Origin of the sequence: Geodermatophilus africanus, from assembly GCF_900107105.1 — a bacterium.
Lineage (GTDB): Bacteria > Actinomycetota > Actinomycetes > Mycobacteriales > Geodermatophilaceae > Geodermatophilus > Geodermatophilus africanus.
The window spans coordinates 91,890-106,981 of the sequence record NZ_FNOT01000002.1; the positions used below are offsets into that span (position 1 = coordinate 91,890).

Here is a 15,092-nt window from a genome sequence, read left to right on the forward strand (position 1 = left end):
CGTGGTCGGCGTCCGGGACCTCGCCCTGCCGCTGCGGGACCCCGCGGACCTCGACCCGCTGCTCGACCGGGTCGGCGACGCGCGCGTCGTGGCGGTCGGCGAGGCCAGCCACGGCACCGCCGAGTACTACGCCTGGCGGGCGGCGCTGACCCGCCGCCTGGTCACCGAGCGCGGCTTCGGCCTCGTCGCCGTCGAGGGCGACTGGCCCGACTGCTACCGGGTCAACCGCAGCGTCAAGCTCCGCGAGGGTGCCGACGCCGACCCGCGCGACGCCCTCGACGCCTTCGCCCGCTGGCCGACGTGGCTGTGGGCCAACGACGAGGTGGTCGCCTTCTGCCGCTGGCTGCGCGAGGTCAACGCCGGGCGCCCGCCCGACGAGCGGGTCGGCTTCTACGGCTTGGACGTCTACAGCCTCTGGGACTCGGTGCACGAGCTGGTCGGCTGGCTGCGGGAGCACGAGCCCGAGCACGTGGACACCGCCATCCGGGCGCTGCGCTGCTTCGAGCCCTTCGGGGAGGACGGCGCCGAGTACGCCTTCGCCTCCCGCTTCGCCCCCACCAGCTGCGAGCAGGCCGTCGTGGACCTGTTGCAGCGCCTGTGCGAGGGGCGGGGGAGGGTCGAGGCCGCCACCGATCCGGAGGCCCGCTTCTCGGCCGAGCAGAACGCCGCGGTCGTCGTCGACGCCGAGCGCTACTACCGGGCCATGGTGCGGGGCTCGGCCGAGTCGTGGAACGTGCGCGACGTGCACATGGTCGACACGCTCGACCGGCTGCTCGACACCGCCGACCACAAGGCCGTGGTCTGGGAGCACAACACGCACATCGGGGACGCCCGGGCCACCGACATGGCCGACGCCGGCATGGTCAACGTCGGGCAGCTGCTGCGCGAGCGGCACGGCGCCGACGACGTCGTCCTGGTCGGCTTCGGCGGCTACCGCGGCGGCGTGGTCGCCGGCAGCGCGTGGGGCGAGCAGGTGCAGCGGATGTCCGTCCCCGAAGCCCGCCCCGGCAGCCTGGAGGCGCTGTTGCACCAGGAGATCGGCCGGGATGCGCTGCTCGTGTGGGAGCGCGGCGGTGTCCGGCCCGCCGAGCTCGACCGGCGGCTGGACCACCGGGCGATCGGCGTCGTCTACCGCCCCGATCGGGAGAGGTGGGGCAACTACGTGCCCACCGTGCTGGGGGAGCGCTACGACGCCTTCCTGTACTTGGAGGACACCTCGCCGCTGCGGCCGCTGCACCTCGAGCGCGCCGACGAGCACGTGCCGCCGCTGGCACACGCGGTGTGATGACGGCGCTCCCGAACGCTGCCGAGGAGCGGCTGGCCGCCCGGCCGGTGTCCACCCCGGCTGCGGTGCCGTACCCGCCGGGGTCCCGGACGCTCGAGCTCGGCCCGCACGCGCACGCGCAGCTCGTCGTCCCCGACGGGCCGCCCCGGCCGCGGCCGCTGCTGGTGTTCTTCCACGGCGCGGGCGGGACGGCGGCGCAGTCCGTGGACCTGGTCGGCGCGCCGGCCACCGCCCGCGAGGCCCTGGTGCTCGCGCCGTCGTCGGTCGCCGCCACCTGGGACCTCATCGCCGGGGGCCTCGGCCGGGACGTCGCGGTGCTCGACGCCGCGCTCGAGCAGGTCTTCGCCCGGCAGCGCGTCACCGGGGTGGCGTTCGGCGGCTTCTCCGACGGCGCCTCGTACGCGCTGAGCCTCGGGCTGGCCAACGGCGACCTCGCCGAGGCGGTGCTCGCCTTCTCCCCGGGGTTCGCGTCCCCGCCTCGGCGGGTCGGCCGGCCACGGGTGTGGATCTCCCACGGCACCGACGACCGCGTGCTGCCCGTCGCCCGGTGCGGCCGGCGGCTGGCCCGCGAGCTGGACGCGAGCGGCTACCCGGTCACCTACGAGGAGTTCGACGGCGGCCACGTCGTCCGGCCCACGGACGTGACCGCCGCCCTCACCACCTGGCTGGGCTGAAGCCGGCTCCGGCCTGGCCCCCCTGCAGGGTCCCGCCGCGAGCCTGCGAGGGGTGGGGAGGACGGGGTCCTTCCATGGCGGGGGGCAGGGGGGTCCTCTTCCTAGGCGGACCGCCGCTCAGTGACGTCCTCGGCCGGTGCCAGTGCGTCCTTGGGGCCGCCGGTCTTGGAGACGACGAAGGTCGAGCCGAGGTGTTCGAGGGCCAGCCGGCCGTAGACCTGCTGCTGCGTGGCGACCCGCTCGGCGCGGCCACGGCCCAGGAAGCTGACCATCCAGTGCAGCACCGCGGTCAGGCGGCTCTTGAAGCCCACGATGTACATGAGGTGCACGACCAGCCACAGCACCCAGGCGAAGAAGCCCTCGAACTTCAGGTTCTTGATGTCGGCGACGGCGGAGAACCGGGAGATCGTCGCCATGTTCCCCTTGTCGCGGTAGTGGAACGGCTGCTGCGGCTGCCGCCCGGCGATCCGCCGCGTGATCGCCTCGGCGGCGTACCGGCCGCCCTGGATCGCGACCTGGGCCACGCCGGGCAGCTTGTCCAAGGCCATCATGTCGCCGACGACGTGCACCTCGGGGTGGCCGGGCAGCGTGAGGTCGGGCTGCACGTCGATGCGGCCGGCGCGGTCGATCTCCGCGCCCGACTGCTCGGCCAGGAGCCGGCCGAGCGGGCTGGCCTGCACACCCGCCGCCCACACCTTGGTGGCCGCCTGGATGCGGCGGACCTGCCCGTCGCGGTCCTTGACCTCCAGGCCGTCGGCGTCGAGGTCGGTGACCATCGCGCCCAGCTGCACCTCGACGCCGATCTCGTTGAGGTGCCGGCGGGCGCGCTCCCCGAGCTTCTCGCCGAACGGCGGCAGCACCTGCGGGGCGGCGTCCAGCAGGACCACCCGGGCCTGCGTCGGGTCGATGGAGCGGAAGTCCCGGCGCAGGGTGCGGTGCGCGAGCTCGGCGATCTGGCCGGCCATCTCCACGCCGGTCGGGCCGGCGCCCACCACGACGAAGGTGAGCAGCCGGTCGCGCTCGGCGGGGTCGGTGGCGAGCTCGGCGAGCTCGAAGGCGCCGAAGATGCGGCCGCGCAGCTCCAGCGCGTCGTCGATGCTCTTCATGCCGGGCGCGAACTCGGCGAAGCGGTCGTTGCCGAAGTAGGACTGCCCGGCGCCGGCGGCGACGATCAACTCGTCGTAGGGGTGCACGGTGGTGCGGCCCAGGATGGTGGAGGTGACCGTGCGGGCGGCCAGGTCGATGTCGGTGACCTCGCCCAGCACGACGCGCGCGTTCCTCTGGTGCCGCAGGATCTCGCGGGTGGGCGGCGCGATCTCGCCCTCGGACAGGATGCCGGTGGCCACCTGGTAGAGCAGCGGCTGGAACAGGTGGTGGCTGGTCTTGCCGATGACGGTCACGTCGACGGGGGCCCGCTTGAGCGCCTTGGCGGCGAACAGGCCACCGAAACCGGAGCCGACGATGACGACCCGGGGCCGACCGGACGGGGAGGCGCCGACCGGGTCGGCCACAGGTGATGTCGTCATGATGAATAAGTCTCCCACCTCGGCGTCGTCAGGACCCGGACGCTTCGGGGCGATCCACGTCACTGTCCGGCGTCCTACCCGCTGGTGAGGGCCTCACGCGGGCGAGGTAGACCGGTCCCGTGTCGAAACCCCCGGCCCGGCCGGTCCTCGTCCCCGGTCTGGGGCTCGACGAGCGCTCCTCGTCCCGGCTGCGGCAGCTGCTGCCCGCCGACGTCGTCCTGCTGCCGGGCACGGGGCTGGCCGAGCCGGTGCCGCCGCTCGAGCAGCTCGCGGCCGCCCTGCGCGCACGGCTCGGGGAGGGGCCGGTCCTGCTGGTCGGCCACTCGCAGAGCTGCCAGGTCGTCGCGGCCGCGGCCGGGGACCCGCGGGTGGCCGGGCTGGTGCTGCTCGGGCCGACCACCGACCCGCGCCTGCGGTCGCCCGCCGAGCTGGCCCTGCGGTGGCTGGGGACGGCGGTCGGCGAGCGGTGGCCGCGCGCGCTGCTCGTGCTGCCGCAGTGGCTGCGCACGGGGCCGCGGGCGATGCGCCAGTTGTGGACCGCACTCGCGCCCGACCGTATCGACGCCCGGCTGCGGACCGTCCGGGTGCCGGTGACCGTCGCCCGCGGCACCCGGGACCGGCTGTGCCCGCACGACTGGGCCGCGGCGGTGGCCGCGGCCGCCCCGCAGGGCCGGCTGGTCGAGATCCCGGGGGCTTCCCACCTGACCCCGATGACCCATGCCGGGCAGGTCGCGGCGCTGGTGCGCGCCGCCGCGGGGTCGGCCGAGCCCGGGCGGCGCCGCACAGCCACCTGATCGGCTCGCGACAGCCGGGCGGGTGGCCGGTGCGTGTCACGATGTGCTCGTGGCCCACTCCTCCGCCTCGGCCGGCGCGCTCCTGCGGCACGTCCGCACCGGTCGCGCGCGCAGCCGGGCCGAGCTGGTCGCGCTGACCGGCGCCTCGCGGAACACGGTCAGCGCGCGGGTCGACCAGCTGATCGCGGCCAACCTGCTCGCCGAAGGCGGGCGCGGGTGGAGCACCGGCGGCCGGCCGCCGACGCTGCTGCGCTTCAACAGCGGTGCCGGCTGCGTGCTCGCGGTGGACCTGGGCGTGACCAGCGTCGACGTCGCCGTCACCGACCTCTCGGCCGAGATCCTGGCCACCGTCGGCCACCCCATCGACATCGCCGACGGCCCCGGCCCGGTGCTCGCCGAGGTCGACCGGTTGGCCCAGCTGGTCCTCGCCGAGGCCGGCCTGGAGCCGGTCGACGTGTGCGCCGTCGGCGTCGGCGTGCCGGGGCCGGTGGAGCACTCCAGCGGGCGCCCCTCCCACCCGCCGATCATGCCGGGCTGGCACGACTTCCCGATCCCGAGCGCGTTCGGCCGCTACGAGTGCCCGGTCTACGTCGACAACGACGTCAACGTCATGGCGCTGGGAGAGATGGGCGCCGCCGGGTCGGTGCAGGACGTGCTCGTGGTCAAGGTCGGCACCGGCATCGGCTGCGGCGTCATCGTCGACGGCCGGGTCTACCGCGGTGCGCAGGGCAGCGCCGGGGACATCGGGCACATCCACGTCAGCACGCCCGACGGCCGCGTGGTGACCTGCCGCTGCGGCCAGGAGAACTGCCTCGAGGCGCTCGCCGGCGGGGGCGCGCTCCTGCGCGACGCCGTCGCGGCCGGGCTTCCGGTCGGCAGCACCCGCGAGGTCGTGGAGCGGGCGGCGCACGGCGACGGCGCGGCGATCGAGCTGGTCCGCGAGGCCGGCCGGACGATCGGCACGGTGCTCGCCGCGCTGGTCAACTTCTTCAACCCGCACCGCATCGTGGTCACCGGCGGCGTGGCGCAGGCCGGCGTCCCGCTGCTGGCCGGGATCCGCGAGTCGGTCTACCGGCGGTCGATGCCGCTGGCCGCCCGCGCGCTGGAGATCACCGTGAGCGCGGCCCCCGAACTCTCCGGCCGGATCGGCGCCGCCCTCATGGCCATCGAGGGCTTCCTCGACGAGGAGGCGGTCGAGCAGGCCCTCGTGAGGTGACACGGTGACACTGTCGGCCTCCCGGCCGACACCGCGGCCAGGTGCCGTCCCCGGCTGTCGCTGAGCCGCTGCGCCGCTCGGTCGCGGGACCCTGCGGGCCCCACTCCTCACGACAGCACCGCGGCCAGGTGCCGTCCCCGGCCGTCGCTGAGCCGCTGCGCCGCGCCAGCGCCGCCCGTCCGAGACGACGAGTGATCGCCCGTTCCTCCATCTCGTTTCGGCAACCCCCGTGACGTGGCCTTGACCACAACCGGGAGCACCCTTATGTTCTGCGCTCAGCCGACTAATGATCAGCAGTGAGCAGAAGTCTGGGTGGTGCCGATGTCTTCCTCCCTCTCGCCGTCGGGTGGGCCTCCGCTGCTGGAGGTGCACGGCGTCGTGAAGTCCTTTCCCGGTGTCCGGGCGCTCGACGGCGTCGACCTCGACGTCCGCGCGGGGGAGGTGCACTGCCTGCTCGGCCAGAACGGCGCCGGCAAGTCCACGCTCATCAAGGTGCTCGCCGGGGCGCACCAGCCCGACGCGGGCCGGATCACCTGGCGCGGCGAGCTGGTGCGCCTCACCGACCCGCAGGCGGCCATGTCGCTCGGGATCGCGACCATCTACCAGGAGCTCGACCTGGTCGCCGGCCTGACCGTCGCCGACAACGTCTTCCTGGGCCGGGAGCACGCCCGGCTCGGGGTGACCCGGCCGGCCTCGGCCAACCGCGCCGCCGCGCGGCTGCTCGAGCGCCTCGGCCACCCCGACATCCGGCCCACGGCCGAGGTCGGCTCGCTGCCGGCGGCCGCGCAGCAGATGGTCAGCATCGCCCGGGCCCTCTCCCAGGACGCGAAGCTGATCATCATGGACGAGCCGTCGGCCGTCCTGGACAGCGAGGAGGTCGAGCGGCTGTTCGCGGTGGTCCGCGACCTCACCGCGCACGACGTCGCCGTCGTCTACATCTCCCACCGGCTCGAGGAGATCCGCGAGGTGGGCGACCGGATCACCGTCCTCAAGGACGGCCGCACCATCGCCACCGGCCTGCCCGCCCGGCGGACGACGACCCGCGAGGTCATCTCGTTGATGACCGGCCGCGACATCGAGTACGTCTTCCCCGAGCGCCGGGAGCTGCCCGACCCCGACGCCGCCCCCGTGCTCGAGGTCGAGGGGCTGGGGCTGCGCGGCGCCTTCGCCGACGTCTCCCTCACCGTCCGCCCCGGGGAGGTCGTGGGCCTGGCGGGCCTGGTCGGGTCCGGCCGCTCGGAGATCCTCGAAACCGTCTACGGCGCCCGCCGGGCGACGTCCGGCACCTTGCGGGTCGGCGGCCGCAAGCTGCGTGCCGGGGACGTCGGCGCCGCGGTCGCCGCCGGCGTGGGGCTGGCGCCCGAGGAGCGCAAGAGCCAGGGGCTGCTGCTCGGCGAGTCGGTCTCCCGGAACATCAGCCTGTCCAGCCTGGCGCGGTTCGCCCGCGCCGGCTTCCTGTCCCGGTCCGCCGAGACCGAGGCCGCCCGGCAGCAGGTCACCGCGCTCGAGGTCCGGCCGGCCGACGTCGACCGGGAGGTCCGGACGCTGTCGGGCGGCAACCAGCAGAAGGTCGTGCTGGCCCGCTGGCTGCTGCGCGACTGCCGGGTGCTGCTGCTCGACGAGCCCACGCGGGGCGTCGACGTCGGCGCACGGTCGGAGATCTACGCGCTGGTCCGCGGGCTCGCCGACCGCGGCGTGGCCGTCGTCGTGGTCTCCAGCGAGATCCCCGAGGTGCTCGGTCTGGCCGACCGGGTGCTGGTCATCGGCGACGGCCGCGTGCTGGCGGAGGAACCGGCCGGCGCGCTCGACGAGCACCGCGTGCTCGACCTGGTCATGGAGGACGCGGCCCACGGCGCCGCACACGCACAGCGCGAAGGGGACGTGGCATGAGCAGCACGACCGTGACGACGGGGACCGACGCTCCCCGGCAGCCCTCCGGCGCAGCAGGGCGCCGCAGCGGCCCCGGCTTCCTCGCCGGGCCCGTGGGCCGCAACCTCGGCCTCGTCGTCGCCTTGGCGGTGCTCTGCATCGTCGGCACCGCCACCGCCCCCGACCGGTTCCTCGACGTCGACAACGTGCTGACGATCCTGCGGGCGGCCGCGGTGATCGGCGTGGTCAGCATCGGCATGACGTTCGTGATCATCGGCGGTGGCATCGACCTCTCGGTCGGGGCGATCGTGGCGCTGTCCTCGGTGTGGGCGACCACGCTCGCGACCCAGGCGATGGCCACGGACTTCCACTGGATCGTCATGGTGGTCACCGCGCTGCTGGTGGGCGCCGGCTGCGGACTGGTCAACGGGATCGTCATCGCCTACGGCAAGCTCGTCGCCTTCATCGCGACGCTGGCCATGCTCGCGGCCGCCCGCGGCCTGGCGGAGATCCTCGCCAACCGGCGCACCCAGATCGTGCAGGACCGCGACTTCCTGGCCTTCTTCTCCGGCGACGTCCTCGGCGTCCCCACGCTCGTGGTCATCTTCGCGCTGGTGGCCGTCGCCGGGTGGGTGCTGCTCAACCGGACGACGTTCGGCCGGCGCACGTTCGCCGTCGGCGGCAACGCCGAGGCCGCGCGGCTGGCCGGCATCCGGGTGCAACGGCACACCATGTGGCTCTACGTGCTCTCCGGCGTCACGTGCGGCATCGCCGCGGTCATGCTCATGGCGCGGACGACGACCGGCAGCTCCACCCACGGCACGCTGTACGAGCTGGACGCCATCGCCGCCGTGGTCATCGGCGGCACGCTGCTGATCGGCGGCCGCGGCACCATCGTCGGCACCGTCCTCGGCGTGCTGATCTTCACCACGCTCGGCAACGTCTTCACGCTGAACAACCTGTCCAGCTCGGCTCAGGCGGTCGCCCGCGGCGTGATCATCGTCGTCGCCGTCCTGCTGCAGATGCGGCTGGCGACCGGCTCCTTCAGCCTCGGCCGGCTCGGCCGCGGCTCGGGCACCGGCAGCCCGCCCGCCCCGGCCGGCGCGGCCGGCACGGTCTCCGGCGGCGCGACCCCCGGCGGACCCGGCGGCCCCGCGCCCGGCGCGACGACCGACCGCCCCTGACGCGGTCCGGGGCACCCGTCCCCGGACCGGCACCACCGCACGACCCCGACCACCTGGCCGACGACAGCCAGGGAGGCGATACCCGAGGAGAGAACATGTCTGCAGCGAGGCAGCGCCCGTTCCGTCGCCCGGCGACAGAGCCGGGATCATCGCAGCGAGGAACGAGCGACGAGCGGACCGGCTCGCGGAGCCGGTCCCGAGGGCGTCGGGTCACGTCGACCGCGCTCGCCGTCCTCGGCGCCGGCGTCCTGGTCGCCGGCTGCACGAGCAACACCCCCGAGGCCTCCGGCGGCGGGGGCGGCGGCGGGGGCGGCGAGGCCGCCAGCCCGAACGACGAGGTCGGCGAGACGGTGCGCATCGGGTTCTCCGCGCCGGCCGCCGACCACGGCTGGATGGCCGGCATCAGCCAGGCCGCCCAGGCCGAGGCCGACGGCTACGAGGACGTCGAGCTCTCGATCGCCGAGGGCACCAACGACGTCAGCACCCAGATCAGCCAGGTCGAGACCTTCATCAACGAGGGCGTCGACGCGATCGTGCTGCTGCCTTTCGACGGCGCCGCCCTGACCCCCGTCGCCCTGCGGGCCATGGAGGCCGGCATCCCGGTCATCAATGTCGACCGCGAGTTCAACAGCCCGTTCGCCGCCCAGGCCACCATCCTCGGCGACAACTACGGGATGGGCGTCTCGGCCGGCCAGTACATCTGCGAGCAGGTGGGCGACCAGCCCGACGCCGTCGTCGCGGAGATCGCCGGCATCGACTCGCTGCCGCTGACGCAGGACCGCAGCCAGGGCTTCGCCGACGCGCTGTCCGAGTGCGGCCTCAACGTGGACAACCGCGTGGCGGCGGACTTCACCGTCGAGGGCGGGGAGCGGACCGCGGCCAACCTGCTGCAGGCCGCGCCGCAGATCGACGCCATCTGGAACCACGACGACGACCAGGGCGTCGGCGTCCTGGCCGCCATCAACAACGCCGGCCGGGACGAGTTCGTCATGGTCGGTGGCGCCGGGTCGGCCAACGCGATGCGCGAGATCCAGGGCGGCCAGTCGGTGCTCGACGCGACGGTCATCTACCCGCACACCCAGGCCGCGGACGGGATCGCGCTCGCCCGGCTGATCGTGCAGGGCAAGAGCCTGTCCGACCTCTCCTCGCAGGGGGTGCCGCAGCGGATCGTGCTCGACGCCCCCGTCGTGACCGCCGACAACGTCGACCAGTACATCGACGCCGCGTTCGAGTCCTGACCCGCTGACACGCCGGTCGCCGGGGGACGGCGCGCCGTCCCCCGGCGGCTCCCGTGAGGAGACCGCATGACCCCGACCCTCGGCGTCGGCCTGATCGGCTACGCCTTCATGGGCGCCGCGCACTCGCAGGCCTGGCGCACCGCCCCCCACTTCTTCGACCTGCCGATGCGGCCGGAGCTCACCGTGCTGGCCGGCCGGGACGCCGTCCGCGTGGCCGACGCCGCCGGGCGCCTCGGCTGGTCGTCGGTCGAGACCGACTGGCGCCGCGTGCTCGAGCGCGAGGACGTCGACCTCGTGGACGTCTGCACGCCGGGCGACACCCATGCCGAGATCGCGATCGCCGCGCTCGAGGCGGGCAAGCACGTGCTGTGCGAGAAGCCGCTGGCCAACACGGTGGCCGAGGCCGAGGCGATGGCCGAGGCTGCCGCCCGCGCCGCGGCCCGCGGCGTGCGGTCGATGGTCGGCTTCACCTACCGCCGGGTCCCGGCGATCGGGCTCGCCCGGCAGCTGGTGGCCGAGGGCCGGCTCGGCGACATCCGGCACGTCCGCGCGCAGTACCTGCAGGACTGGATCGCCGACCCCCAGGCGCCGATGTCGTGGCGGCTGGAGAAGGACAAGGCCGGCTCCGGCGCGCTCGGCGACATCGGCGCGCACATCGTCGACCTCACGCAGCACATCACCGGGCAGCGGCTCACCGGGGTCAGCGCGCTGCTGGAGACCTTCGTCGAGGAGCGGCCGCTACCGGCCTCGGAGGGCTCGCTGTCCGGCGTCGCCGGCCAGGGCACCGGCACGGTGACCGTGGACGACGCCGCGGTCTTCCTCGGCCGGTTCGACGGCGGGGCGCTGGCCACCTTCGAGGCGACCCGGTTCGCCCTCGGCCGGAAGAACGCCATCCGCATCGAGGTCAACGGCTCACGCGGCAGCCTGGCCTTCGACTTCGAGGACATGAACGTCCTGCACTTCTTCGACGGCGACGAGCCGGCCGCGACCGCGGGCTTCCGCCGCATCGTCGTCACCGAGCCCGAGCACCCCTACGTCGGCGCCTGGTGGCCGGCCGGGCACGGCCTGGGCTACGAGCACGGCTTCACCCACCAGGTCGTCGACCTGGTGACCGCCATCGCCAAGGGCGAGGACCCGACGCCGTCCTTCGCCGAGGGGCTGCAGGTGCAGCGGGTGCTCGACGCCGTCGAGCGCAGCGCCGCCGAACGCTCCGTGTGGACCGAGATCTGACGAAGGACCTCGTCCTCCCCACCCCTCGCAGGCTCGGGGCGGCGCCCGGGACGAGGCCACACACGCTCATCGGAAGAGAGGACACCCCTTCGATGCCCCGCCCCGTCACCCTGTTCACCGGCCAGTGGGCCGACCTGCCGTTCGAGGAGGTGGCCCGGCTCGCCTCCGAGTGGGGCTACGACGGCCTGGAGATCGCCTGCTGGGGCGACCACCTCGACGTCGAGCGCGCCGCGAACGACGACAGCTACGTCCAGGAGAAGCTCGCGCTGCTGGACAAGCACGGCCTCAAGGTGTGGGCCATCTCCAACCACCTGCACGGCCAGGCCGTCTGCGACGACCCGATCGACGAGCGGCACAAGGGCATGGTCAACGCCCGGGTGTGGGGCGACGGCGAGCCCGAGGGCGTGCGGCAGCGGGCGGCCGAGGAGATGAAGCTGACCGCGCGGGCGGCACGCAAGCTCGGCGTCGACGTCGTCGTCGGGTTCACCGGGTCGAAGATCTGGAAGACCGTGGCGATGTTCCCGCCGGTGCCCGACTCGATGATCGAGGACGGCTACCGCGACTTCGCCGACCGCTGGAACCCGATCCTCGACGTCTTCGACGAGGTCGGCGTCCGGTTCGCGCACGAGGTGCACCCGTCTGAGATCGCCTACGACTACTGGACGACGGTCCGCACCCTGGAGGCCATCGGCCACCGCGAGGCCTTCGGGCTGAACTGGGACCCGAGCCACTTCGTCTGGCAGGACCTCGACCCGGTCTCGTTCATCTGGGACTTCAAGGACCGGATCTACCACGTCGACTGCAAGGACGCGAAGAGGCAGGTGGGCAACGGCCGCAACGGCCGGATGGGCTCGCACCTGCCCTGGGCCGACCCGCGGCGCGGCTGGGACTTCGTGTCGACCGGCCACGGCGACGTCCCGTGGGAGGCCTGCTTCCGGATGCTCAACACCATCGGCTACGACGGGCCGATCTCGGTGGAGTGGGAGGACGCCGGCATGGACCGCCTCGTCGGCGCGCCCGAGGCCCTGGCGTTCGTGCGCCGGCTGGCGTTCGACCCGCCGGCCGCGGCCTTCGACGCCGCCTTCGCCAGCGGGAACTGACAAAGGACCCCTCTGCCCCCCACCACTCGCAGCTCGCGGTGGGCCCCTGCAGCGGGGCCGCTCCGCTCCCCGCCGCTCGCACTCCTGCGGCGGGGAGCAGAGGGTCCTCCCTCAGGCGTCGACCGTGACCGGGGTCTCCATGCCCGACGCACGGTGGCTGCCGACCGAGCAGTAGAAGACGTAGTCGCCCTGCTCGAGGGTCACCGTCAGGGTGGCCGACTGCCCCGGCTGGAGGATGTCGGTCGCGGCGACGTCCGCGCCGTCGCGCTCCACCACGAAGTCGTGCGGCATGCGGCCCTCGTTGACCACCTCGAAGGTGTACGAGCCGGCGGAGTAGGAGTCCTCCGCGAGCTCGATGTACATCTCGCCCTCGGTGACGGCGACCGTTTCGCTCTCGGCCTCGGCCGGGGGGGCTGCCGGCGACGAGGGCGCGCTCGCCGCCGCGCTGCTCGAGGGCGCGGCCGCGGACGTGTCGGCGGCAGGGGTGTCGGCCGCAGGGGTGTCGGCGGCGGTGCCGCCGGCGTCGTCCCCGGAGCACCCGGCGACCAGGCCGATCCCGACGGCCAGGACCAGTGCTGCGGCGGCGCGGCGGGGGGAGCGGGCGGGAGTGGTCGGGTCGGGCACGCGGACCTCCTCGGGACGACGGCGACACCACCCCGACGGCGGCTCCCCGTTGCCCCGCGATGCTCCAACGGTCATGGACCCAGCGGAACCCCCTTCGTCGGGGTTCGTTCGCGGGCCGCCACCCCGGGGGAGGTGGCGGCCCGGTCCCGGACGGGCGGTCAGGCGGCGCGCTCGGCGGCGCGGGCGACCTTCTTGTTGGCCTTGACCAGGGTCTTCGCGGCCTTGCGCACCCGGCGCGGCTGGCGGTCGATCGTCCCGCGGGTGAGCAGGCCGATGCCGATGCCGAGCAGCCACACGTCCTTGGCCACCGTCAGCCCCTCCTGAGTCGGCGCCAGACTGCCCGGCTTCCGCATACCGGGCGTGTTCAGGTAGAGCCCGAGCAGCCCGCCGGAGAAGCCGGTCAGCACCGCACCGGCCACCGCGGTCGGCACGAACGGCGTCAGCAGCGCCGCCCCGACGGCGATCTCGCTGTAGGACAGCACCCGGACGAACGTCGCCGGGTCGACGCTCTTGAGGAACGGGTAGGTGCCCGACGCGAACCCGTGCAGTCCGGCCGCGGTGCCCTCGTCGGCGCCGCGCTTGCCCAGGCCGCTGTTGAGGATGAACGCGCCGGCCGAGATGCGGGGCGCGATCTCGGACAGGGTGATGGGCAGTGCCATGGTGCTCCTCGCTGGTCGCGGGCGGTCAGGGCCCGGTCTGACCCTGGTCGAGGGAGCAGTGCCCACCACCCGGGGCATCAACCCTGGGTCCCGGTCAGCGGCCGCCGCGGCGGGACCGGCCGCTGAACGACGCCGCCGAGTGCGTCCCGGCGCGTGCGGCGAGCTCGGCCCGGGTGCGCGCCGGACCCGACGCCCGTCCCTGGCCGCGCGCGGACGCCGTCCCGCCGCCCGACACGGTGCCGGCCTGCCCGGCGGAGCGACCCGAGCCGCCCCCCGACCGGCGGCGCCGGCCGCCGCCCTGGCTCTGCGGCTGGGGCTCGGGCGCGGGTGCAGGCTCGACGTGCGGCGCGACCGGGCCGGTCAGCGCGGTGATCTCGGCCGCGCCCGGGCGCACGGCGCTCACCGCCGGCGTGATTCCGGCCTGCCGGGCCAGGGTGCGGACCTCGCCGGCCTGGTCCGGGGTGGAGACGGTGACCACGGTGCCGCCGGCGCCGGCCCGGGCAGTGCGGCCGGAGCGGTGCAGGTAGGCCTTGTGCTCGGCCGGCGGGTCGACGTGGACGACGAGCGCCACGTCGTCGACGTGGATGCCGCGCGCGGCGATGTCGGTGGCGACCAGCACCCGGGTGCTGCCGGTGCTGAACGCCTCGAGGTTGCGCTCGCGGGCGTTCTGACTGAGGTTGCCGTGCAGGTCGACGGCGGGGACGCCGGCCGCGGTCAGCTGCTTGGCCAGCTTCTTGGCCTGGTGCTTGGTGCGGGTGAACAGCACGCTGCGGCCCAGCCCGGAGGCCAGCTCCCGGACGACGGCGGCCTTGTCGGCGGCCTCCACCCGGAACACGTGGTGGGTCATCGTGGTCACCGGCGCGACCGCGGGGTCGACCGAGTGCGTCGTCGGCTCGGACAGGTAGCGCTTCACCAGGACGTCGACGCCGTTGTCCAGCGTCGCGGAGAACAGCAGCCGCTGGCCGGTCGCCGGGGTGCGGTCCATCAGCCGCTTGACGCCGGGCAGGAAGCCGAGGTCGGCCATGTGGTCGGCCTCGTCAAGGACGGTGATCTCGACGGCGGAGAGGTCGCAGTGGCCCTGGCCGATGAGGTCCTCCAGCCGGCCGGGGCAGGCGATGAGGACGTCGATGCCGCTGGCCAGTGCCTGCACCTGCGGGTTCTGGCCGACGCCGCCGAAGACGGTGGTCGCCCGCATGCCCAGCGCCCGGGCGAGCGGGTCGACGACGGCGAGCACCTGGTTGGCCAGCTCGCGGGTCGGCACCAGCACGAGCGCGCGCGGCCGCTTCGGCTGCCGGCGGCTGTCGGAGGCGGCCAGCCGGGCGACCAGCGGCAGGCTGAAGGCCAGCGTCTTGCCCGAGCCGGTTCGCCCGCGGCCGAGCACGTCGCGCCCGACGAGGGTGTCGGGCAGCGTGGCCACCTGGATCGGGAACGGCGCGGTGATGCCGTCGGCGGCGAGCACTTCCACCAGCGGGGCGGGGACGCCGAGGTCGGCGAACGAGGCGTCGGCGGGGAGGGCGGCCGGGACGGCGGGCGCGGGAGCCGGGGCCGGCCGTGGCGCGGTCTCCGCGGGAACGGCGGGGCGGGCGCCCCGGCCGCGGCCACCGCGGCGGCGACGGGGGCGGGTGTCCGCGGGGGCAGGGGTGGTCGGGTCGTGCGGGGTCATGGGGTTCCTGACGCTCGGGGTGGCCGTCGT

General features: G+C 74.6%; 13 protein-coding genes. 9 read left to right on the forward strand and 4 right to left on the reverse strand.

Annotated features, from left to right (window positions below; translation table 11 throughout):
- The first annotated feature begins 1 nt into the window (after position 1).
- Both BLW63_RS03080 and BLW63_RS03085 read left to right on the forward strand, forming a co-directional pair.
- Positions 2-1,285 (forward strand): erythromycin esterase family protein, encoded by a 1,284-nt coding sequence (locus tag BLW63_RS03080; RefSeq protein WP_091151391.1) that lies wholly within the window; start codon positions 2-4, stop codon positions 1,283-1,285.
- Positions 1,285-1,959, forward strand: a complete 675-nt coding sequence (locus tag BLW63_RS03085; RefSeq protein WP_091151393.1) for an alpha/beta hydrolase — start codon at positions 1,285-1,287, stop codon at positions 1,957-1,959. Before BLW63_RS03080 ends, BLW63_RS03085 begins: the two co-directional genes overlap by 1 nt.
- Positions 1,960-2,060: 101 nt before the next feature.
- Here BLW63_RS03085 and BLW63_RS03090 read toward each other — a convergent pair whose 3' ends face one another.
- Entirely contained in the window at positions 2,061-3,485 is a 1,425-nt protein-coding gene (locus tag BLW63_RS03090; protein ID WP_091151395.1) for an NAD(P)/FAD-dependent oxidoreductase, read from the reverse strand.
- Positions 3,486-3,604: 119 nt separating this feature from the next.
- Between BLW63_RS03090 and BLW63_RS03095 the strand changes: the two genes are divergently transcribed.
- The 7 genes from BLW63_RS03095 (at position 3,605) to BLW63_RS03125 (ending at position 12,116) form a co-directional block, all read left to right on the forward strand.
- On the forward strand, positions 3,605-4,279 hold the full coding sequence (locus BLW63_RS03095) for an alpha/beta fold hydrolase (protein ID WP_091151398.1): 675 nt from the start codon (positions 3,605-3,607) through the stop codon (positions 4,277-4,279).
- A 49-nt stretch (positions 4,280-4,328) separates the two neighbouring features.
- Positions 4,329-5,495 carry an ROK family protein gene (locus BLW63_RS03100; protein WP_091151401.1) on the forward strand — a complete coding sequence of 389 codons (1,167 nt, stop codon included), beginning with the start codon at positions 4,329-4,331 and terminating at the stop codon, positions 5,493-5,495.
- Positions 5,496-5,816: 321 nt separating this feature from the next.
- Complete coding sequence (locus BLW63_RS03105) at positions 5,817-7,385, forward strand: sugar ABC transporter ATP-binding protein (protein ID WP_091151403.1); 1,569 nt, start codon at positions 5,817-5,819, stop codon at positions 7,383-7,385.
- Entirely contained in the window at positions 7,382-8,548 is a 1,167-nt protein-coding gene (locus BLW63_RS03110; protein ID WP_091151405.1) for an ABC transporter permease, read from the forward strand. The genes BLW63_RS03105 and BLW63_RS03110 overlap by 4 nt, the downstream gene beginning before the upstream one ends.
- A gap of 95 nt (positions 8,549-8,643) precedes the next feature.
- A complete protein-coding gene (locus tag BLW63_RS03115) occupies positions 8,644-9,786 on the forward strand; it encodes a substrate-binding domain-containing protein (RefSeq protein WP_244522319.1) in 1,143 nt (380 codons plus the stop codon).
- Positions 9,787-9,852: 66 nt separating this feature from the next.
- Positions 9,853-11,016 (forward strand): Gfo/Idh/MocA family protein, encoded by a 1,164-nt coding sequence (locus tag BLW63_RS03120; RefSeq protein ID WP_091151408.1) that lies wholly within the window; start codon positions 9,853-9,855, stop codon positions 11,014-11,016.
- 92 nt (positions 11,017-11,108) lie between these two features.
- The gene (locus tag BLW63_RS03125) at positions 11,109-12,116 is read left to right on the forward strand and encodes a sugar phosphate isomerase/epimerase family protein (protein WP_091151410.1); all 1,008 of its coding nucleotides are present in this window, start codon (positions 11,109-11,111) and stop codon (positions 12,114-12,116) included.
- A 111-nt stretch (positions 12,117-12,227) separates the two neighbouring features.
- Here BLW63_RS03125 and BLW63_RS03130 read toward each other — a convergent pair whose 3' ends face one another.
- The 3 genes from BLW63_RS03130 to BLW63_RS03140 form a co-directional block, all read right to left on the reverse strand.
- Positions 12,228-12,740 (reverse strand): plastocyanin/azurin family copper-binding protein, encoded by a 513-nt coding sequence (locus BLW63_RS03130; protein ID WP_091151412.1) that lies wholly within the window; start codon positions 12,738-12,740, stop codon positions 12,228-12,230.
- 158 nt (positions 12,741-12,898) lie between these two features.
- A complete protein-coding gene (locus tag BLW63_RS03135) occupies positions 12,899-13,399 on the reverse strand; it encodes a hypothetical protein (protein WP_091151414.1) in 501 nt (166 codons plus the stop codon).
- 94 nt (positions 13,400-13,493) lie between these two features.
- Complete coding sequence (locus BLW63_RS03140) at positions 13,494-15,062, reverse strand: DEAD/DEAH box helicase (protein WP_091152194.1); 1,569 nt, start codon at positions 15,060-15,062, stop codon at positions 13,494-13,496.
- Positions 15,063-15,092: the final 30 nt, after the last annotated feature.